Annotated in this window: 16 protein-coding genes, 1 other RNA gene, 7 pseudogenes and 1 other annotated feature; of the genes and pseudogenes, 16 read left to right on the plus strand and 8 right to left on the minus strand. The window is 42.5% G+C overall.

The genetic code is table 11. The annotated features are described in order from the left end of the window. The first annotated feature begins 99 nt into the window (after window positions 1-99). From JCM19055_RS08435 to aspS, 4 genes and pseudogenes are all read left to right on the plus strand, one after another. Window positions 100-2,297, plus strand: a pseudogene (locus JCM19055_RS08435) (bifunctional (p)ppGpp synthetase/guanosine-3',5'-bis(diphosphate) 3'-pyrophosphohydrolase). Between the two features lie 11 nt (window positions 2,298-2,308). After that, window positions 2,309-2,753: pseudogene (gene dtd, locus JCM19055_RS08440) on the plus strand (D-aminoacyl-tRNA deacylase). Between the two features lie 56 nt (window positions 2,754-2,809). Then, window positions 2,810-3,036: a binding site (T-box leader), on the plus strand. A gap of 54 nt (window positions 3,037-3,090) precedes the next feature. Further along, a complete protein-coding gene (gene hisS / locus JCM19055_RS08445) occupies window positions 3,091-4,353 on the plus strand; it encodes a histidine--tRNA ligase (RefSeq protein ID WP_042359439.1) in 1,263 nt (420 codons plus the stop codon). A 29-nt stretch (window positions 4,354-4,382) separates the two neighbouring features. Then, window positions 4,383-6,151, plus strand: a pseudogene (gene aspS / locus JCM19055_RS08450) (aspartate--tRNA ligase). Between the two features lie 5 nt (window positions 6,152-6,156). On the opposite strand, the gene JCM19055_RS08455 reads toward aspS, so the two are convergent. After that, the gene (locus JCM19055_RS08455; RefSeq protein ID WP_052366104.1) at window positions 6,157-6,441 is read right to left on the minus strand and encodes a hypothetical protein; all 285 of its coding nucleotides are present in this window, start codon (window positions 6,439-6,441) and stop codon (window positions 6,157-6,159) included. A gap of 119 nt (window positions 6,442-6,560) precedes the next feature. On the opposite strand from JCM19055_RS08455, the gene ssrS reads away from it, so the two are divergent. Then, a non-coding RNA gene (gene ssrS / locus JCM19055_RS25325) (6S RNA) lies at window positions 6,561-6,746 on the plus strand. Window positions 6,747-6,955: 209 nt separating this feature from the next. Here the strand turns inward: ssrS and JCM19055_RS08460 are convergent. The 3 genes and pseudogenes from JCM19055_RS08460 to JCM19055_RS08470 form a co-directional block, all read right to left on the minus strand. Continuing rightward, complete coding sequence (locus JCM19055_RS08460) at window positions 6,956-7,264, minus strand: MerR family transcriptional regulator (RefSeq protein ID WP_042359440.1); 309 nt, start codon at window positions 7,262-7,264, stop codon at window positions 6,956-6,958. Window positions 7,265-7,386: 122 nt separating this feature from the next. Next, window positions 7,387-8,001, minus strand: a complete 615-nt coding sequence (locus JCM19055_RS08465) for an RsfA family transcriptional regulator (protein WP_042359441.1) — start codon at window positions 7,999-8,001, stop codon at window positions 7,387-7,389. Window positions 8,002-8,072: 71 nt separating this feature from the next. Beyond that, window positions 8,073-9,344, minus strand: a pseudogene (locus tag JCM19055_RS08470) (replication-associated recombination protein A). Window positions 9,345-9,572: 228 nt separating this feature from the next. Between JCM19055_RS08470 and cymR the strand changes: the two are divergent. The 11 genes and pseudogenes from cymR to JCM19055_RS29015 all read left to right on the plus strand — a co-directional run bounded on the left by cymR (window position 9,573) and on the right by JCM19055_RS29015 (window position 16,929). Then, window positions 9,573-9,992 (plus strand): cysteine metabolism transcriptional regulator CymR, encoded by a 420-nt coding sequence (cymR, locus tag JCM19055_RS08475; RefSeq protein ID WP_042359442.1) that lies wholly within the window; start codon window positions 9,573-9,575, stop codon window positions 9,990-9,992. A gap of 30 nt (window positions 9,993-10,022) precedes the next feature. Next, window positions 10,023-11,186: a cysteine desulfurase family protein gene (locus tag JCM19055_RS08480; RefSeq protein ID WP_042359443.1), complete on the plus strand. Its 1,164-nt coding sequence runs from the start codon at window positions 10,023-10,025 to the stop codon at window positions 11,184-11,186. Window positions 11,187-11,191: 5 nt separating this feature from the next. After that, window positions 11,192-12,303: pseudogene (mnmA, locus tag JCM19055_RS08485) on the plus strand (tRNA 2-thiouridine(34) synthase MnmA). Further along, entirely contained in the window at window positions 12,300-12,470 is a 171-nt protein-coding gene (locus JCM19055_RS27260; protein ID WP_193745364.1) for a hypothetical protein, read from the plus strand. The pseudogene mnmA and the gene JCM19055_RS27260 overlap by 4 nt, the downstream one beginning before the upstream one ends. A 17-nt stretch (window positions 12,471-12,487) precedes the next feature. Continuing rightward, on the plus strand, window positions 12,488-12,967 hold the full coding sequence (locus tag JCM19055_RS08490) for a tetratricopeptide repeat protein (RefSeq protein WP_370543062.1): 480 nt from the start codon (window positions 12,488-12,490) through the stop codon (window positions 12,965-12,967). Between the two features lie 24 nt (window positions 12,968-12,991). Continuing rightward, on the plus strand, window positions 12,992-14,197 hold the full coding sequence (locus JCM19055_RS23300; protein ID WP_052366106.1) for a helix-hairpin-helix domain-containing protein: 1,206 nt from the start codon (window positions 12,992-12,994) through the stop codon (window positions 14,195-14,197). Continuing rightward, on the plus strand, window positions 14,194-14,943 hold the full coding sequence (locus tag JCM19055_RS23305) for an AAA family ATPase (protein ID WP_052366107.1): 750 nt from the start codon (window positions 14,194-14,196) through the stop codon (window positions 14,941-14,943). The genes JCM19055_RS23300 and JCM19055_RS23305 overlap by 4 nt, the downstream gene beginning before the upstream one ends. Beyond that, window positions 14,909-15,265 (plus strand): ATP-binding domain-containing protein, encoded by a 357-nt coding sequence (locus JCM19055_RS23310; protein WP_052366108.1) that lies wholly within the window; start codon window positions 14,909-14,911, stop codon window positions 15,263-15,265. The genes JCM19055_RS23305 and JCM19055_RS23310 overlap by 35 nt, the downstream gene beginning before the upstream one ends. 84 nt (window positions 15,266-15,349) lie before the next feature. Beyond that, complete coding sequence (locus JCM19055_RS08500; RefSeq protein WP_042413399.1) at window positions 15,350-15,559, plus strand: hypothetical protein; 210 nt, start codon at window positions 15,350-15,352, stop codon at window positions 15,557-15,559. Between the two features lie 53 nt (window positions 15,560-15,612). Then, window positions 15,613-15,777 (plus strand): DUF3918 family protein, encoded by a 165-nt coding sequence (locus JCM19055_RS26300; protein ID WP_152549813.1) that lies wholly within the window; start codon window positions 15,613-15,615, stop codon window positions 15,775-15,777. Between the two features lie 301 nt (window positions 15,778-16,078). Continuing rightward, window positions 16,079-16,929, plus strand: a pseudogene (locus JCM19055_RS29015) (AI-2E family transporter). Between the two features lie 5 nt (window positions 16,930-16,934). On the opposite strand, the pseudogene JCM19055_RS08510 reads toward JCM19055_RS29015, so the two are convergent. The 4 genes and pseudogenes from JCM19055_RS08510 to JCM19055_RS31525 form a co-directional block, all read right to left on the minus strand. After that, window positions 16,935-17,847, minus strand: a pseudogene (locus JCM19055_RS08510) (proline dehydrogenase family protein). A gap of 61 nt (window positions 17,848-17,908) precedes the next feature. Continuing rightward, complete coding sequence (pruA, locus tag JCM19055_RS08515) at window positions 17,909-19,456, minus strand: L-glutamate gamma-semialdehyde dehydrogenase (protein WP_042359445.1); 1,548 nt, start codon at window positions 19,454-19,456, stop codon at window positions 17,909-17,911. 198 nt (window positions 19,457-19,654) lie between these two features. Beyond that, on the minus strand, window positions 19,655-20,755 hold the full coding sequence (locus JCM19055_RS08520) for a sigma-54 interaction domain-containing protein (protein WP_370543052.1): 1,101 nt from the start codon (window positions 20,753-20,755) through the stop codon (window positions 19,655-19,657). Beyond that, window positions 20,700-20,969: a hypothetical protein gene (locus JCM19055_RS31525; protein ID WP_370543053.1), complete on the minus strand. Its 270-nt coding sequence runs from the start codon at window positions 20,967-20,969 to the stop codon at window positions 20,700-20,702. Before JCM19055_RS31525 ends, JCM19055_RS08520 begins: the two co-directional genes overlap by 56 nt. Between the last annotated feature and the right edge of the window lie 145 nt (window positions 20,970-21,114).

Genomic DNA, 21,114 nt, shown 5'->3' on the forward strand with positions numbered 1-21,114 from the left:
GCACTCTTTTTCTGTAGGGAACTAAAAGAGCAAGCCGAAGGACTTTACAGGCAATCATTTTTTATTGATAATAGATTAAATAGAGATGTAGAGAGATTGATGAAAGGTGATTCCATGACGATCGAGCAGTTATTAGAGCGGGCAGCAGAATACATGTCACAAGAGCACGTAGATTTTATTCATCGTGCTTATTTATACGCAGAGAAAGAACATGAAGGTCAGTATCGGAAGTCCGGCGAACCGTACATTCATCACCCAGTACAAGTGGCTGGAATTTTAATTGAATTGAAGCTAGAGCCTGCAACAATTGCTGGTGCTTTTTTTACATGATGTTGTTGAAGATACGGAGACGAGTCTAGAGCAACTAGAAGAGCATTTCGGTGAAGAAGTGAAGATGCTCGTTGACGGTGTAACAAAGTTAAAGAAGATTAAGTACAAATCCAAAGCTGAACAACAAGCAGAGAACCACCGTAAGATGGTTGTGGCGATGGCAAGAGACATTCGTGTTATTCTCATTAAATTGGCAGATCGTCTGCACAACATGCGAACGCTTAAGCATCTACCTGCAGAGAAGCAGCGCAGAATTTCTAACGAGACGCTTGAGATTTTTGCACCGCTCGCACATCGACTCGGAATTTCCACGATTAAATGGGAGTTAGAAGATATAGCACTTCGCTATTTAGATCCCCAACAATATTACCGCATCGTTAATTTAATGAAGCAAAAGCGTGCACAACGAGAACAATATATTGATGAAGTCATGACAGACATTCGTTCTAATGTGAAAGAGTTAAATGTGGAAGCAGACATATCAGGTCGTCCGAAACATATTTATAGCATTTACCGAAAAATGACGATTCAGAAAAAACAATTCAACGAGATATATGATCTGTTAGCGGTTCGAATTATCGTTAAGAACATTAAAGATTGCTATGCAGTGCTCGGAATTATTCATACACAATGGAAGCCAATGCCTGGTCGTTTTAAAGACTACATTGCAATGCCAAAAGCGAACATGTATCAATCACTCCATACGACAGTGATTGGTCCAAAAGGCGAGCCACTTGAAGTGCAAATTCGCTCTGAAGACATGCACAAGATTGCAGAGTACGGGGTAGCTGCACATTGGGCGTATAAAGAAGGTACACCGACCGGTGTACAATCATTGGACAAGCTCGGTTGGTTTAGAGAAATTCTCGAATGGCAAAACGATACCACAGATGCAGAAGAGTTTATGGAGTCCCTCAAGATCGACCTCTTTTCAGACATGGTGTTCGTATTCACGCCAAAAGGGGATGTCATTGAATTGCCTCGAGGTTCAGTGCCGATTGATTTTGCATATCGCATTCACACCGAAATCGGAAACCGAACGATCGGTGCAAAAGTGAACAGCAAGATGGTTCCGCTTGATCATCAACTAAAAACCGGCGATATTGTTGATATTTTGACATCAAAGCATTCGTATGGACCGTCTCAAGATTGGCAGAAAATCACGCAAAGCTCCCATGCTAAAAACAAAATTAAACAGTTCTTTAAGAAAGAACGCCGAGATGAGAACGTTCAAAAAGGCCGTGAGGCAATTGAGCGTGAGTTGAAGTCACAAGAGTTCAACCCGAAAGAAATTCTTATTGATGAGAACATAAAATCGACAGCAGATAAATTTAGTTTTTCTGGCGAAGAAGATATGTTTGCGGCTGTTGGATACAATGGCATTAGCGCAAAACAAGTCGTGACGCGTCTCACTGACAAAAAGCGTCAAGAAAATGAGCAACAAGAGAAGAAAACAGTGTCCGATGCTGTTAAAGAAATGTCACCACAGACGCCAACTAGAACGAGACGCTCAGGTACGGGTGTAAAAGTAAGAGGCGTTGATAATTTGCTCATTCGTTTATCTCGATGTTGTAATCCTGTACCAGGGGATGACATTATCGGGTTTATTACGAAAGGACGAGGTGTGTCGATTCATCGTACAGACTGTCCGAATATCACAGGTTTAGGTGACGATCGCAGCCGTGTTGTTTCTGTTGAATGGGATGAAGATGACCAGAAAGTAAAGAATTACAACGTTGACATCGAAGTGACAGGCTACGACCGTCGCGGTCTGTTGAATGAAGTGTTAAATGTCGTTGCAGAGTCTAGAACGAACATTCATGCTGTTAACGGACGCTCAGACAAAAACAAAATGGCGACCATTGATATGACAATTGCAATTAACAACATCGACCATTTATATAAAGTCGTAGATAAGATTAAAAAAATTGCCAGATGTATACTCTGTTCGAAGAGTCATGCAATAAAGGAGTCGACCATGAGAGTATTACTACAACGTAGCAAAAAGGCTCAAGTCGTCGTTGCTGAAGAGACGGTAGGGCAAATCGATTATGGATACGTATTACTCGTTGGCGTTACACACGAAGATACAGCGAAAGATATCGACTGGTTAGCCGAGAAGATCGTTCACTTACGTTTGTTTGAAGATGATGAAGGGAAGATGAATCATTCATTACTTGATGTAGGTGGAAGTGTTTTATCTGTCTCCCAGTTCACGTTGTATGGCGATGCGAAAAAAAGGCAGAAGGCCTAGTTTTACGAATGCAGCAAGGCCTGACTTTGCAAATGATCTTTACGAGCAATTTAACGAAGCGATTAGAAGTCGAGGCGTTAACGTTGAAACGGGTGTGTTCGGTGCGATGATGGACGTCTCATTAACGAACGATGGTCCAGTGACGCTAATGCTTGAGTCTCCGCAATAAAGTTTGTGAAGATAGTTGACAATGTGGAGATAGATATTTATGATAGAAAACATACATGCAGACCGTTGATGAAGAAAAGTACTAGATGATTCATGAACACAGAGAAGAAGAGGCCATGGCTGGAAGCCCTTCTGTTCATCCATTTAGGAAAGACACTTCGTAGGGGCTCGTTCGAACGAATGGTTTAGTAGAGCGAGACGTAACACAGGCGTTAACTGTGCTAAGTGGATGTCTTTAATTAGACTTCAAGTTGGGTGGCACCGCGGGTATACTCGTCCCTCTGAATTGTTTTTCAGAGGGGCTTTTTTATGCATTAATTTAGAAGGAGTGACGTTTCATGGCATTTAATATTCCTCGTGGCACGCAAGACTTGTTGCCAGGCGTATCAGAGCAGTGGCAATGGGTGGAGTCGATTGCAAGAGAAGTGAGCCGTAAATACAATTACCAAGAAATTCGTACACCAATTTTTGAGACAACGGAAATTTTCCAACGTAGTGTTGGCGATAGCACAGATATCGTTCAAAAAGAAATGTACACGTTCCAAGATCGTGGTGGAAGACACTTATCGTTACGCCCTGAAGGAACGGCATCCGTTGCTCGTTCATTCGTAGAAAATAAGATGCACGGCAATGTTACGCAGCCGGTAAAGATGTACTACATTGGACCGATGTTTCGCTATGAACGGCCAGAATCAGGACGTATGCGTCAGTTCCACCAGTTCGGTGTTGAAGCAATTGGGAGTGACGATCCTGCGATCGATGTAGAAACGATTGCCCTTGCGATGGATTTTTACAAAGCGTGTGGCTTAGACAACTTAAAGCTTGTACTCAATAGTTTAGGTGACAAAGAAGTACGTAAAAATCACCGCGAAGCATTAGTTGCGCATTTTTCTGATCGCATTGATGAATTTTGTAGTGACTGCCAAGGGCGACTTGAGACGAACCCTCTTCGAATTCTAGATTGTAAAGTCGATCGCAATCACGAGCTCGTGCAATCTGCACCTTCCATTCAAGAGTATTTGAATGAAACTTCGGTTCAATATTTCGACAAAGTGAAGCAATTGCTTGAAGACATCGGAATTGCGTATGTAGTTGATCCGAATTTAGTGCGCGGTCTTGATTATTATACGAATACAGCATTTGAGATTATGCTTGATGAGCCAGAGTTTGGTGCAATTACGACACTGACTGGTGGCGGACGTTATGAAGGACTTGTTGAAGAGTTTGGCGGTCCAAAAACATCAGGAATAGGCTTTGGGTTAAGCATTGAACGCGTGTTAATGGCGCTTGAAGCGAGAAACAAACTTCCTGAAGTTGGCTCAAGTTTAGACGTGTTTGTTGTAGCTGTTGGAGAGAAAGAGAATGACAAAGCGACAACGTTGCTTCATGTTTTACGTCAAGCGGGCATTAGTTGCGATAAAGATTATGCAGGCAAGAAAATGAAAGCTCAGTTTAAAAGCGCAGACCGAGTAAACGCAAGCCGTGTGATCGTCATTGGTGAGCAAGAACTCGAGAGTGGTATCGTCAATGTGAAGAACATGGAATCAGGAGAACAAGAGCAAGTTTCTTTTGAGCACCTTGTTGCTCACTTAACGTCTTAATATAGAGAATAGATGAGGAGTGTGTTGAAGTGGTAGGAGTAGGAAGAACGCATTACAGCGAAGAAATTACTGAAGCAATTGTTGGCGAACACGTACAGTTAAAAGGGTGGGCACGTACACGTCGTGACCTCGGACAAGTCATTTTTATTGATCTGCGCGATCGCAGTGGTGTCGTACAGGTCGTATTTAGCCCAGAAATTAACGAATCAGCGTTGGCTATTGCAGATTCAATTCGTAACGAATACGTACTTGATGTAAAAGGGAAAGTCGTTTTAAGAGATGAAGAAACGATCAACGACAAAATTCCAACTGGAAGAGTCGAAGTACACGTTGATGAAGTGAAGATCTTAAACGTGTCAAAACCACTACCGTTTACGATCGATGAAGACGTACAAATTTCTGAAGACATTCGTTTAAAGAAACGCTACCTTGATCTTCGTCGCCCGAACATGCAACGGGTGTTCCGTTTACGCCATCAAGTGACAAAAGAAATTCGTAACTTCTTAGATCATCAAGACTTTATGGAAGCTGAAACACCGATGCTTACAAAGAGCACACCAGAAGGTGCAAGAGATTACCTCGTTCCAAGTCGTGTTCATGAACATGAATTCTACGCATTGCCACAATCGCCACAGTTGTTTAAACAACTACTGATGGTTGCTGGTTTTGAGCGTTATTATCAGATCGTTCGTTGCTTCCGTGATGAAGATTTACGAGCGGATCGTCAACCAGAATTTACACAAGTCGATATTGAGGCATCGTTTATGGATAGCGAAGATTTGTTTAAAATGTCAGAAGCGATGATGGCACGCATTATGAAGGCTGTACACAATAAAGACATTGTGACACCGTTCCCGCGTATGACTTACGACGAGGCGATGAACCGTTTCGGCTCTGACAAGCCAGATACACGCTTTGCTATGGAGCTCGTAGACTTTCAGACATTGTGAAAGACAGTGGTTTCAAAGTATTTACGGGTGCTCTTGAAAAAGGTGGCAAAGTAAAAGGACTAAATGCAAAAGGTCAGGGCGACGCAATGAGTCGTAAAGAGATTGATGACTTAGCAGACTTTGCAGCAATTTACGGTGCTAAAGGCTTAGCGTGGTTAAAGGTAGACGAATCATTGGCGCTTAAAGGACCAATTGCTAAGTTCCTATCGGAAGAGATTCAAGAAGAGATGAAACGTGCGATGAATGCTGAAAGTGGAGACTTACTCATGTTTGCAGCTGATGAATCAAAAGTCGTGTACGACGTTCTTGGTGCGCTTCGTATGAAGTTCGGGAAAGAGCTCGGCTTAATTGATACAGATGCGTACAACTTCTTGTGGGTGACAGACTTCCCGCTCGTTGAATACGACAAAGATGAAGATCGTCATGTCGCTTTACACCATCCGTTCACTCGTCCAGTTGCAGAAGATGTTGAAAAGCTTGCAACAGAGCCAGAAAACGTCATCGCTCATGCGTATGACCTCGTATTAAATGGCTACGAGCTTGGCGGAGGTTCACAGCGTATTCATGAACCGGAATTGCAAATGCAAATGTTTAAAACGCTCGGTTTTACGGAAAAAGAAGCGACAGATCAATTCGGTTTTTTAATTGACGCGCTTAGCCACGGGGCGCCTCCTCACGGTGGTATTGCACTAGGACTTGACCGTCTCGTCATGCTACTTGCAGGCGTTGATAACTTACGTGAAGTGATCGCTTTCCCGAAAACAGCGAGTGCAAGTTGCTTACTCACTGAAGCACCAAGTCAGGTTAGTCCTAGTCAATGGAAAGAGTTGCATTTACGCCCACGTTAAACTATTTACGTTCGACGGTGCGAAAACTTGAAATAAAGTCGGATGGATCGGTTTTTATGTAAAACGTTCGTACACCTTGTGACGTATGTAAATAAAAAAAAGCCGATCTCGCCTTCTTGATAGCGATAAGAAACGTCAAAAACCTTCTCAATAACAAAGGATTCATGATCGATCGTAATGCGATCATCATAAAGCACCATATCTGTATCGTAATGCTCGGTGTGCTTTTCAATTGCCCCGATCTTTTGAACGATATGGGTAATGGGTAGTCTGTTAATTGGTTCACTCATAATTTTCCCTCCTCGTTACAGTATACCCAGTGAGAAGAAAGAGTGAAACCTTTAGACCACTATATTCTTTACTCTTTTGTTGCAGAAGAAACACGTTCGTGCTATACTTTTTACAAGTTAAAGTCCTGTAGTGTTCGTAGCGCACTATACGTTTTGAGCCAACATTTTTTTTACTAGGGAGCTTGACGTTTCAATAGGAAGTAAATGCCTCGGTAGCTGGGGACTTACGGAGTATTGAACAAGGCACCCACCTGCGATTGCAGGCTTCAAAACTTGGTGATTTTATACGGCACAACGGGACTACATATTCGAACAAGTTAACGAATGATCAAGGACCCCAATATGTGGGTCCTTTTTACGTTGTTTAGAGTAATACTATACTCCTGAAATGTCTAACCGAAGTGATTAAGTCGATTGTTCATGGCAATAGAGAACCCTCGCCTTCTTTATGAGTAGAAGTGCGAGGGTTCTTATGAATCTGAAGTAACTTGAAGCTCGTCTGTATGCCATTCAATTACGGACGTTTCGCAGCTCTCTGTCCGAATTGTGCGTTAATTTGACCTTTCAACATTTTCTCACGAAGCGTCGCGTTTCGCTGCTTGTCCATACGCTTAATTTCAAATGTTTGCATACCGTCTGCCATTTTCTCCGCAATTTCCATGAGTCGTTCAATGTCTAAGAACGAGTATTTTCTTGTGCCGCCTTTGCTACGCTCTGGAAAAACGAGTTGTCGTTCTTCGTAGTAGCGAACTTGTCGTTCGCTAAGGCCTGTTAACTCACAAACGACACCGATGGTGATGACTTTCTTCTTCTTATAGTTCATGACATCCCCGTCCCTTGATGTTATGTATGTTTCCTTAATGATAGCAAAATTCACATACTTCAAGGGGGTCATTGTTAGATTTTCTATCGAAAAATCTAAAAAAGCGACTATAGGAATAGTCGCTAATCGGCTTTTGAAACTTGTTGTAAATTCCCATTCTCATCCATACGAAAACTTGAACTCATAAATGAATCAGTTAATGTCGATTCATCCAAAAACATCATATTTCGTGCACGATTAATGACTTGCATTAATGAATCGTGGTCTTGTTCAATCTTTTGTAAACGTTCTCGTAAGTGTTGGTTCTCTTCTGTTAGTGATTTGTTTTGCTCGAGTACGTTAGAATCATCATGCGATTGATGTTTGTATTGCTGTAAAAACGAAATCACATCGTCAATACTCATCGATTCGCCTTGCTCTTTAGCCGCGTCTGTCTGAGCGGTCGCTGTCGCTTCTCTATGATTATGATTACCAAATGTATGAGCGACTGCATTGGCCGCGTCTTTTCTTTGGTGGTTTTTGCGTTCGCGTTTTGCATCTGCAATTTTGTTATCGTATTGATCACGAACGACCGCATTCCAACGGAATCCACAAGCTGCAGCTGTTCGGTTCAGTTGATCCCCAACTTCTTCAAATGCTTTAAGTTGTGTGCTTCCTCGTTTAATGTGATTGAGGACGGTATCTGCAAGCAAAACATCATCTTCGTGTGACCACGCATCTTGTCGAACTTTTGTCATGAAACGTCCCTTCTTCCACTTAAAGATTCTAGTTTTACTATGGACAAACTTCGGAATCTCTATACTTCCATTCATAGAAAGAGGGCGTTTATTTTTTTCTTTGTGCGAGATTTAATGTTTTGTTGTGCATCGTGAAAGGCTTGTTCGTACTTGCTTTTCCCAGATAATTTCAAGTAGCGATGATCTTTAATTGAATCTGGTAAATATTGTTGCGTGACCATTGCATGTTCATAGTCATGGGGATACAAGTAGCCAACGCCTCGGTTCATGCTTGTGCGCCACTATAATGAGCATCACGCAAATGATCAGGAATCTTTGGTGAGCCGTACTGCCGAATGTCTGCAAGCGCTTTGTCTACTGCTTTATATGCTGAATTGGATTTCGGTGATAAGCACAGTTCAATGACAGCATTGGCAAGCGGAATTCGCGCTTCTGGAAAACCGAGCCGTTCTGACGCTTCAATAGCAGATAACGTCCTTGCGCCAGCTTGTGGGTTTGCAAGTCCAATATCTTCATATGCGATAACGAGTAAGCGGCGATTGATGCTAACGAGATCGCCTGCTTCAATTAAACGAGCTAAATAATGAAGCGCTGCATCTGCATCACTTCCGCGAATCGATTTCTGAAAAGCAGAAAGCACGTCATAATGACCATCACCGTCTTTATCATGGTTAAAGTTCTTTTTTTTGTGTACATACTTCGGCAATACGAACGTCAATCTTCACAATGCCGTTGTCATCTTTAGGTGTTGACAATACGGCGAGCTCTAATGCATTTAAAGAAGCCCGTAAGTCTCCATTGCAAGAAGTAGCGATATGTTCTAAGGCATCTGGGTCTACTTCTGTGTGCACATCACCTAAGCCTCGTTCGTGGTCCGTCAATGCGAGCTTTAGCATCGATGTGATGTCTTCAACTTCTAGAGAATGTAATTCAAAGATGTGACAACGACTACGAATTGCTGGATTAACGGAGTGATAAGGGTTAGCGGTTGTTGCTCCGATGACAATTAATGTTCCGCTTTCCAAATGGGGCAGTAAAAAGTCTTGTTTCGCCTTATCCAAACGATGGAACTCATCAAGTATTAAGACGAGTTGCCCGTACAACTTCGCTTCTTCAGCAGCAATTTGTAAATCCTTTTTCGTATGCTCTACCGCGTTTAGTAACTTATATTTGAGGTTCATCGTACCGGCGATGGCGATAGCTGTTGACGTCTTCCCCGTACCAGGTGGGCCATGGAAGATCATTGGGTGCAACATACCAGCAGTTACCATTCGCGTTATGAGTCCGCCTTCTTCTAATAAATGCTTTTGACCGACAACTTCATTAACTGTCCTTGGTCGCATGTTGTATGCAAGTGGGGCATGGTTCAATTGAATCACTCCATCTACTAGCGAATACACGTTCTAGTTGTTCAAAGCTTAGCACAAACATCCAAAAACAGACAAGAAGTACAGCCTTGTGTTCAATGAGTAGTGAACATGCTATAATGGCACGTAAAGCACAACGATGAACGAGCGCGTAACTACTATAGATATAAACGTTTGGTTTCTAACGTTAGAGAGGTGTCCATTATGAAGATTTCAACTAAAGGGCGTTACGGATTAACAATTATGATTGCATTAGCGAAAAGACATGGTGAAGGACCGATTTCATTAAAGTCAATCGCAAAAGATAATAACTTATCAGAGCATTATTTGGAGCAATTAATCGCTCCACTAAGAAATGCCATTTTTGTAAAAAGCGTACGAGGCGCTTATGGTGGTTATATGCTGGCAAAAGAACCAGGTGATATTACCGCAGGTGACATTATTCGAGTTCTAGAAGGTCCAATTACTCCAGTAGAAGTGATGGAAGACGAAGAACCGGCAAAACGAGATTTATGGATTAAAATTCGTGATGCGATTAAAGAAGTGCTTGATTCAACAACGCTTCTAGATCTTGCGAATTATGAAGAGGCAGATACGCAAGAAGATTATATGTTCTACATTTAAGTTAACGATAGAAAGTTGAAGGTGACAAACATGCATGACATTTACCTCGATCATGCGGCAACAACACCCGTTCGTGAAGAAGTTTTTGAAGCGATGAAACCGTACTTTGACGGCACAAAGATTGGAAATGCATCAAGCATTCATCGTTATGGTCGCAAAGTACGCGTTGAGATTGATAAAGCAAGAAGAACGGTTGCGAAAAGCATTGGAGCAAGACATGATGAAATTATCTTTACGAGCGGCGGCACTGAGGCTGACAATCTAGCGATTCGAGGAACAGCGATTGCCAATCGTGAGAACGGTCGCCATATTATCTCTACGAATGCGGAACACCATGCTGTTCTTCACGTTTTGGAGCAATTAGAGCGGGAAGGTTTTGAAGTCACGTATTTGCCTGTCGGCGTTGACGGTGCCGTTACAGCTAAAGAAGTAGAAGCTGTACTTCGAGATGACACGATTCTCGTAACGATCATGCACGGCAATAATGAGACAGGCATCGTGAACCCGATTGCTGAGATTGGTGAAATGTTACGAACTCATCAAGCGGTATTCCATTCTGATGCTGTTCAGTCGTATGCGGTACTTGACCTTAATGTTGAGCAGTTAGGGATCGACTTATTATCAGCCTCTGCCCACAAACTTAACGGCCCAAAAGGGGCGGGGTTTTTGTATGTCAAAAATCAGACGAACGTATTGCCCCTTTCTTATGGCGGTGAGCAAGAGAAGAAGCTTCGACCAGGGACTGAAAATGCTGCAGCTATTATTGGACTAGAGTCCGCTGTTTTACTAAGAGAAGCAGAAAGAACAGAGCGCTACGAACGATATTTAACGCTTAAGAAGATGCTTTTAGAGCGACTTGATGCAAACGGCGTGGACTATGAAAGAAATGATTATATAGCTGAAAGTACCCTTCCTCATATCGTTAACATCAGTTTCCAAGGCGTGCCAACGGAGCCTTTGCTCGCGCAATTGGATCTAGCAGGGGTGGCAGTGAGCAGTGGTTCAGCATGTACGGCGGGGAGTTTCCAGCCGTCACATGTTTTACAAGCGATGTTTGGGGACGATGATGAACGTATAAAAACATCCATTCGATTTAGTATCGGATCAACCAATACAGAACAACAAGTCATAGATACAGCGGATACGCTTGCAGAGGTCACAGCGTTAATCCGTTCAAGATTGCAAACGAGGTGAATACGATGGCCAAAGAAAAACACAATACTCGCGTCGTCGTCGGAATGAGTGGTGGAGTAGACTCTTCACTTACAGCAGCACTTCTAAAAGAAGAAGGGTACGACGTCGTCGGTGTATTTATGAAAAACTGGGACGATGAAGATGAAATGGGTGTCTGTACGGCAACAGTTGATTATGAAGACGTTGCTAGAGTTGCCGATCAACTCGACATCCCTTATTACAGTGTGAACTTTGAAAAAGAGTATTGGGACCGTGTCTTTGAATACTTTTTAGAAGAACACCGTAAAGGCGTACGCCAAACCCAGATGTTATGTGTAATAAGGAAATAAAGTTCAAAGCGTTTCTCGATCATGCCATGCTTTTAGGAGCAGATTATGTAGCAACGGGTCACTATGCTCAAATCGAACGATTAGAAGATGGTACGGTACAAATGCTAAGAGGAAACGATGATAATAAAGACCAAACGTACTTCTTAAGTCAGTTAAGCCAAGACCAGTTAACACATGTGCTATTCCCACTCGGGAAGTATGAGAAAAAAGACGTTCGCCAAATGGCACTTGACCGCGAACTTGCAACAGCGACGAAAAAAGATAGTACGGGTATTTGTTTCATTGGAGAACGAGATTTCAAATCGTTTTTACAAACGTATTTGCCTGCACAACCCGGTGAAATGCGAACGCCTGAAGGGGAAGTAAAAGGCAAGCATGAAGGTTTAATGTACTATACGCTCGGTCAACGTCAAGGGCTTGGAATTGGTGGAGCGGGAGATCCTTGGTTCGTTGTGGACAAAGATCTTGAGAACAACGTGCTCGTCGTTGGACAAGGGTCGAATCACGAGCGTTTACTCAGTCACGGTTTATACGGAAGTGGCTTGAATTGGATTAGTGGTGATCTTCCAAGTGAGCCAGTTCGATTAACAGCCAAGTTCCGCTATCGTCAAAAAGATCAAGACGTGTTGTTGCACGTGAAAAGTGCAGACTCTTTCTATGTGGAGTTTATTGAAGAACAACGTGCCATTACTCCAGGACAAGCGGTCGTCTTTTATGATGGCGATGTGTGCCTTGGTGGGGGAACGATTGAGTCAGCCATTCGTGAAAAGAAAGATGGGATTGCATGAGTAAAAGTGCGTTCCAAAAAGCGACTGACTATATGAGCCAAGGTGAAGATGAATTAGCACTCGAACAATTTCATCTTGCACTTGAGAATGAAGAAGGCGATCGTGCTGCGATTTATACAAATCTCGCACGCTTCTTCTTGCTGCCAATGAATATGAAGATGCTTTAAAATGTTATCAACGTGCGATCCAATTGGATGAACAGCACGCTTCAGCGTATTACGGTGCGGGGAACGTTTGTTATCACGTTGATAAGTTTCAAGAAGCGATTGTGTTTTACAAACAAGCGATTACTTCAGGACTTAATGACGACCAAAGTGTCCATTTTATGATTGGGCTTAGCTACTATCAAGAAGACCAACATGCGTTTGCACTTGCAAGCATGATGCGTGCGGTTGAGTTAAATCGTGAAGATGCTGAAGCGCATTTTTATTGTGGACTCACTTACGCAAAGTTAGACATGATTGCTGATGCGATTAAGCATTTTGAACGAGCGGTTTCGCTAAACTCCGAACATGCAGATGCCTTTTATAACTTAGGTGTTGCGCAAATGTACTTGGAACAACATGATCAAGCGAAAGAAAGCTTTCAATCTGCACTACGTATCCAAAAAGATCATATGCTTGCGTCACACGGGTTGAAGCAAGTAATGGGAACGACAGAGTAGTATTGAGAGAGGGGAGATGACGGGATGACTGTAGAGGAGATGCCGTATGTTACTGGGACGGTAAGTCAACTCATCTTTCGTAACGATGAAAACGGATATACAGTAATGATTGTTGATGTCGAGCAGTCAGAACCGAAAGCAGAAACGCATGCACTTACCGTTCTCGGTCACTTCCCGTCTTCACCAGAAGGTGAATTGCTGACGTTTCGGGGCCAGTATACAGAACATCCGAAATACGGACAGCAGTTTAAAAGTGAAACGTATGAAAAGCACATTCCAAGAGAAGGACAGGCGCTCATTCAATACTTATCAAGTGAACGTTTCCCAAAAGTAGGACGCAAGACTGCAGCGATGATTGTTGCCCATTTAGGTGAGGGAGCACTCGATCAAATGTTAAATGACCCGACGTGTTTGCAATCAGTGCCGAGTATAAAAGCAGAGCAACGAAAAGTAATTATAGAAACCCTTCAACAAGAACAAGAATCTGCACAGTTTATGAATAAGCTCATGAACTATGGATTTGGGATGGAGTTATCGACAAAAATCATTAGCCATTATGGTAATGATACGTTACGTATTGTGGAGACTGATCCGTATCGACTCGTTCAAGATATTGATGGGATTGGTTTTTTTAAAGCCGATGAATTAGGTACACAGCTTGGCATCGAGCCACTTGATCAGAAACGCCTAAAAGCAGGACTCATGCATTCTATTGTGGCAACGAGTATGAGCTCAGGACACGTTTACTTACCTGAATCAGAATGGGTTGAAGAAGCGAAACAAATATTAAATCATCGTTCACCATTTGCAGAAGAAGAGCAATTACTCCAAGCAATTGTGGACCTCGCTGAAGATGGAAAAGTCGCCGTTGATGATGATCGCGGTTACGTTCCGTCTCTTTACTTTGCAGAAAAGGGATTATCGACAAACTTAGAGCGATTGATGGTTGATCGTGAAATTGAAAGCTTTTCTGAAGATCTTTTTCTACAAGAGCTTGGCAAGATGGAAGAACGTTACAACATCTCGTATGCCGAGCAACAAAAAGAAGCGGTACGTTTAGCATTATCCTCACCGATGATGATTTTAACTGGTGGACCTGGAACGGGTAAAACGACCGTCATACGGGCGATCGTGGAAATGTTTCAGCGTATTCGCGGTTGGTCAGAGGATGACTCGAAGAAGTCACCAATCTACTTGCAGCTCCTACTGGTCGCGCAGCGAAGCGAATGAGTGAAACGACGGGGAGAAATGCCGTAACGATTCACAGGTTAATCGGTTGGCGTGGCGATGATTCAGAGTTTACCGAGCGGGACGAAGATTCTCCCCTAAAAGGAGAGTTGCTCATTATCGACGAAGCATCGATGATTGACATTTGGTTAGCCAATCAATTGTTTAAAGCGATCCCTGCAAAAATGCAAGTCATCATCGTAGGCGACGAGGATCAACTTCCTTCTGTCGGACCGGGTCAAGTGCTCAGTGATTTACTTTCTTCAGGTAAACTTCCTGCTGTTAGACTGTCACTCGTCTATCGACAAGCAGAAGGTTCTTCAATTACAGACCTTGCACATAGCATTAAAGAAGGGCAGTTGCCGGATGATTTTAAACAACCGCTTCATGACCGTGCATTCTTTCCAGGGAGCTCTGCGAACATCGTGCCACTCATTGAGAAAGTCTGCCAAAAAGCAGTTGACCGCGGGTATGCTCCTCGTGATGTACAAGTACTCGTTCCGATGTATCGGGGAGAAGCAGGGATCACGGCGCTTAATGAAAAGTTGCAAGACCTGTTTAATCCGAAGAAACCAGGGCAGTCCTCAATTACGTATGGCGATTTAACGCTTCGTCAAGGTGATATGGTGTTGCAACTCGTTAATAACCCTGAAGAAAATGTCTATAACGGTGACCGTGGAGAAATTGTTGCGATTCGGCGTGCAAAAGACACCGATGATAAAAAAAGAAAAAGTAATTATACGTTTTGATCAACTTGAAGTGGAGTATGAACGTCAAGATTTAAAGCAAGTAATGCTTGCGTATTGCTCATCGATTCATAAAGCACAAGGCAGTGAGTTCCCAATTGTGATTGTACCTCTTGTGATGAATTATCGTCGGATGTTAAAGCGGAATTTGTTGTATACTGCGATTACACGTGCTCGTGATTACTTAATTATGGTCGGTGAAGAGCGCGCTTATTCCTTTGCGATTGATCATAATGATCATCATTCCCGTTATTCTTACTTAACCGAAAGAATTGCGCATCTTAAGGAACCGATTACCAATCATAAAACCGATTCTAATCGTTAAAACTACACTCAGTGACAGTCGCCACGTATAGCATCGGCTTTCTTTGACCATTCTTGTGATTAAGAAGGTTCACAAGGAGGTTACATCATGCATTGTCCTAATTGCATGTGGAAAGATATCGGAAAGATCGGTGCAAATCAATACTATTGCTGGAAATGTTGCATTGAGCTCGTCGTGAAAGGTTCAACATTGTCCGTATATCAAGTTGAAGAAGACGGTTCACTCGTATCATTAGACGATGTGTTCTCAGAAGCTGAGCGTGAAAGCTGTATTGAACACGAGCAAAGTATGTAAAATACGTTTGGTGACTGTCCAATTGTAAATCATAGGATGGAGCTGGATGGTTCATGAACAAAACATCGTCATCCCTGCTCGTAGCAGGAATCGGTACAGTAGGAGCGGCCATTTATATGATGAACACGCATGATCGTTCTCATAAACGTTGGATGAATAAGATGAAAAAAAACAAGCACGTAAAAATGTTAAAAAAGGCGTACAAGAATGCCTTTTAAACATTTGCCAAACCAAAGTGGTTTGGCTTTTTTTTCGTTTTGGATAAGGATTCGTTAGTTGCCCATCCTAAGGAAGAGGGGGTGATTAAGTCGGAACGAAAATGGATGTATCGGGTTGGATTCGCGCTAATCGTATTAGTAAGTTTGTACGTTTTGTATTTGCTTACACCTGTGTGGAAACCCGTGCTCGTTAGTCTGTTTAAAATACTTATTCCTTTTATGATCGCTGGATTGTTTGCGTATTTATTGCATCCAGTCATTGATTATTTGGAACGACAAGGTTCTCCGCGTTTTTTTGTCAGTGTTTATCATTTATACGATCTTTTTCGGGGGTGGTGCTTGGCTTATTATAGAAACGGCACCGAAAATACTTGAAGAGACGAAAGAGTTGTTGCAAACGCTACCTACTTGGGTTCGTAGTTTTAATGATCAACTGTTGACCATTCACCGTCAGATTGATTCATTGCCACCGAGTATTCATGATCAAATTGAAAGTGGCGTCGTGCGTTTAGAAAATGAGGGTAGTGAAATGATGAATGGCGTGGTCGATCGATTGCCACTCATTTTAGAAGGGATTGCGTTTTTATTTTTATTGCCATTCGTCACGTTTTATTTTCTAAAAGACTTGCGGGCATTAGAGAAAGCAGTTGTATTTATAACTCCGAAAAGGTTTCGAGAAACGGGCGAGAAAGTGGCAAAAGCGGCAGATCATGCGTTTGGAAGTTATATTCGTGGGCAGTTGCTCGTTTCCATTTGTGTGGGAGTTCTTTCTGTTATTGGACTTTGGATTGCAGGTGTCCCTTACCCGATTGTACTTGGGATTTTATTAGGGTGATGGATTTAATTCCTTATTTTGGTCCGATTCTCGGGGCCATTCCGGCACTCATCATTGCACTTACCGTATCATGGCAAACGGCACTGTTTGCGTTAGTCGCAATCTTAATCATCCAACAGATTGAAGGGAATGTCTTGTCGCCAATGATTGTTGGCAAGAGTGCACATTTACATCCACTCATTATTCTGTTTGCTTTGTTATTAGGTTATGAATTCGCTGGTGTGATCGGATTGCTTGTTGCTGTACCGTTATTTGTAATCGCATCAGAAATTATTAAAGTGTTTAGACATACAAAAGGATCAGAACAAAGGGTCTGATCCTTTTATTTTGAGAGCATACCTCGAAAGGCGAAAGCTACATTTTGTGGACGTTCTGCTAACCGGCGCATAAAGTAGCCGTACCAATCTTTACCGTATGGTACATATGTCCGGAAGCGGTAGCCGTCTTTAACGAGTTGGAGTTGCACATCATTGCGAAAACCGTATAACATTTGGAATTCAAACATTTCCCGGGGAATACCATTTTCTAATGCAAATGTTTTAACTTTTTCAATTAGTTCATGGTCGTGTGTGGCAATCGCTGTATAACTCTCATTAAGCATGTGGGTTTTAATCATTTCTAGCATATGTTCATCAATTTTTTTTCTTATCTTGAATGGCGACACTTGCGTCTTCTTTGTAAGCCCCTTTGACAAAGCGAATTTTCATTCCTTTAAGGCGGTTTGTGTCTTCCACACCAGAGTGAATGTACGCTTGTAAAACGATACCAATGTTGTCATAGTCTTTACGCAATTCATCAAGCAAATCAAGGGTTTGATCGTAATGAGCGTAATCTTCCATATCAATATTGATCATCGTGTCGTAGTGTTTGGCACGTTCAAGCAAGGCACGAATGTGTTTCATACATAAACCTTCGTCTACGTCTAAACCGAGTTTTGTTAACTTTACAGAAAGATAGCAATCAATATCGTTTTCCTTGATGAAATCTAACGCTTCCATACTTGATTGGAAGGCTTCAATTGCTTCCTCTTCTTCATAAACAAACTCACCTAAATGATCAAGTGTGATCATTCGCCCACTTTCGTTTAGTTCCTGCAATGGTTGTAATGAATCTTCAATGGTTAAACCAGCGACGACTTTGGAAGCACCTAATTTAAGGCCCCATCGCTTCGCGTTTTTGTTTAAGAGTTTATTTTTCGACAAATATAAAAAGAAATCTCGGTTTAATTTATGCATTGCCATACCCCTTTTGAAAAGGAAGTTGACCCTTCATTTAAGAGGGGTCAACAGATCCTAATTAGAATTGATCACAAACCGTTTTTGGCTCCATGAAATGTAGGATGTAGCCAGGTCCACCAGCTTTTGTGTCTGTTCCTGACATTTTAAACCCACCAAACGGTTGATATCCGACGATCGCAGCTGTACAACCACGATTGAAGTAGAGGTTACCGACGTGGAACTCATGGCGAGCTTTCTCTAAATGATCACGGTTGTCAGAGATGATGGCTCCTGTTAAGCCGTAATCAGTGTTGTTCGCAATGTCGATGAGCTCATCGATGTCATTCGCTTTCGTAAAAGCAACGACTGGTCCGAAGATTTCCTCTTGCATGATGCGGGCATTCGGGTCAGCATCTTTGAAGATCGTCGGTTTCACGAAGTAACCTTCTGATTTGTCACCTGTTCCACCTGTAACGAGAGTTGCTTCTGATTTCCCGATTTCGATGTACTCAAGAATCTTATCGAATGCAGACTCCTCGCATACTGGCCCCATATACGTGCTCGCATGTTGTGGTGCATCAATCGTTAATTCTTCCGTTTTCGCCTTCACACGCTCAATGAGTTCTTCGTACACATCAGCGTGCGCAACGACGCGTGAACACGCAGAACATTTTTGACCGCTAAAACCGAACGCAGATTGTACGATTGCGTCTGTTGCAATGTCAAGGTTCCCTTCGCGATCAACGATGATCGTGTCTTTTCCACCCATTTCAATGGCTGTTTTCTTTAAGAAGTTCTGCCCAGGTTGAATCTTCGCAGCTTTCTCGTAAATGCTCGTACCGACTTCTTTTGAACCTGTGAAGTTAATAAAGCGTGTTTTTGGATGTTCAACGAGGTAGTCACCAATGTCACTGCCGCTTCCTGGGATAAAGTTGACGACGCCTTTAGGCATGCCCGCTTCTTCAAGTACTTCCATAAATTTATACGTAATCACTGGTGTTAAGCTTGCAGGCTTTAGAAGGATCGTGTTTCCTGCAACCATTGGACCAACTGTTGTACCGGCCATAATGGCAAACGGTAAGTTCCAAGGAGATACAGTTACACCAACACCAAGTGGTAAATAAGTGAATGCATTGTGCTCGATTGGACGGCTGTTAATTTCCGCTCCGTCTTTGTATTCGAGCATTTGGCGTGCGTAAAATTCTAAGAAATCAATCGCTTCAGCAGAATCTGCATCCGCTTCTTTCCAAGGCTTTCCAATTTCATACACCATCCAAGCAGAAAACTCGTGCTTACGACGGCGGGAGATTGCAGCAGCACGGAAGAGAACGTTTGCACGTGCTTCAGGTGTCCAGCGGCTCCATGTTTTGAACGCTTCTTGCGCTTTTTCCATTGCTTGTTCAGCTAGGTCTTGGTTTGCTTTTGAAACGGTACCAATGATTTCAGAATGATTTGCTGGGTTGTACGATGTAATTTTGTCTTCGGTTGTAATGCGTTCGCCACCGATGATGAGAGGGTAATCTTTGCCGAGTTGTCCTTTCACATACTGAATTGCTTCTTCAATTGCTTGTTTGTTTTCTTTAACTGTAAAATCTGTAAATGGTTCGTGTGTGTATGGGACGACCATGAGATCACTCCTTAAAGTTTATAGACTCACTGCTGGTTAATTGCAAAAACGATGCCAATTTTAAATTCGCGAATAATAAGGCTTTTGCGAATGCGAAGAACACAAAAAAGCAAAAATATTTGCAGTTTAACGCAAATATTTTTGCTTTTTACTATCGTACTTGGAATTTTGAGAGTTTGTACTGCAAATTTTGGCGGCTTAAGCGAGTCGTTTCGCTGCACGTGAAATGTTGTGCTGTTCTATGTCCATGGCTTCGGCAATTAGTTGTTGTTCAACTTTTAGTAAACGTTCGGGTAACGTTTCTGTTTCTTGTAACGGTGAGTGATGCAACGCATGAACAGGTTGAGTATGATGTGACAAATGGTGAGGCAAGTGATGGAGGGTCATCGTTTCTTCGCCATTGACGACATTCAGTGCCCCTTCAATGACGTGTTCCAACTCACGAACATTCCCTGGCCAATGATAGTCACGTAACGATTCCATCACTTCGCGTGAGAGTGTGTGCATGGAAACATTGAATCGTTCACGGTATTTCTTCAGAAAGAAAGTAGATAAAGGAATAATGTCATCCTTACGTTCTTTCAGGGATGGGATAAACAAGCTAACGACGCTTAGGCGGTAAAATAAATCTTTGCGTAACCGACCGTCGGATACCGCATCAATGGGATCTTCGTTCATCGTAGCGAGCAGTCTCACATCGATGGTACGTTCTTTGCTTTCACCGATGCGTGTAACTTTCTGTTCTTGAATTACACGGAGCAATTTCGGTTGCAAATGAACGGGTAATGAATTAATTTCATCGAGTAACAATGTTCCTCCATCCGCTTGTTCAAAAAGTCCTGGACGGTCAAGAGCCCCAGTAAATGCACCTTTCGATGTGCCAAATAGAATCCCTTCAATAAGGCTTTCGGGGAGGGCAGCGCAGTTTTGTGTGACAAATGGTTCGTGACTGCGACGACTAGCACTATGAATGCTTTGTGCGAACAGTTCTTTACCTGTGCCTGTTTCACCGATTAGCAATACGGTTGAAGATGTACGTGATGCCCGTTTTGCTTGTTCAATTACCGCTTGGAACGATTGAGAAGAGCCAATCATATCGGCAAATTGATAGTGAGAGGCATGCTCATTCGTCCGTTTATCACGAAGCATTTTTTCCATCCTCGTAATGTCGTTAGCAAGTTCAACTGCACCGATAATGTGCTCGTTATGATAGATTGGATACACGTGATTCATCGTTGTAATTTCAAGACCTCGTGAATTGAAATACGTTTGTTTTTGGTTTTTTTGTTGATTCACCATGATGCAAGGCACGTAGTAATCGGCTTTCTTGTTCGGATTTAAATTGAAACACATCAAGCAACGAACGACCAGCAAAGTCAGCAGTCGTCATTTCTTCAATGTTTCTCATTTTACGGTTATAAATGACCGGTTCTTCGTCGCGGTTAATGATACGAACGCCGATGTCGATCTTCTCAAAAACTTGTTCATACAGTGTGTGTAGTTGCTCATCCATCGTTGTCACCTGCACTTCGTCTAGTGTAAACGTAGTGTAGCAAAAAAATTTTGCATTAAAGAAGTGTGAAGTAAAAAAATTTGGCAATCTTTTATCGTTTCATTCCGTGAAGAGAGGGCGGACTGAAGAATAGAAGTCAAGCGAT

The sequence above is a fragment of the Geomicrobium sp. JCM 19055 genome (assembly GCF_000698185.1).
In the GTDB taxonomy this organism is placed as follows: Bacteria; Bacillota; Bacilli; order Bacillales; family Marinococcaceae; genus Geomicrobium_A; species Geomicrobium_A sediminis.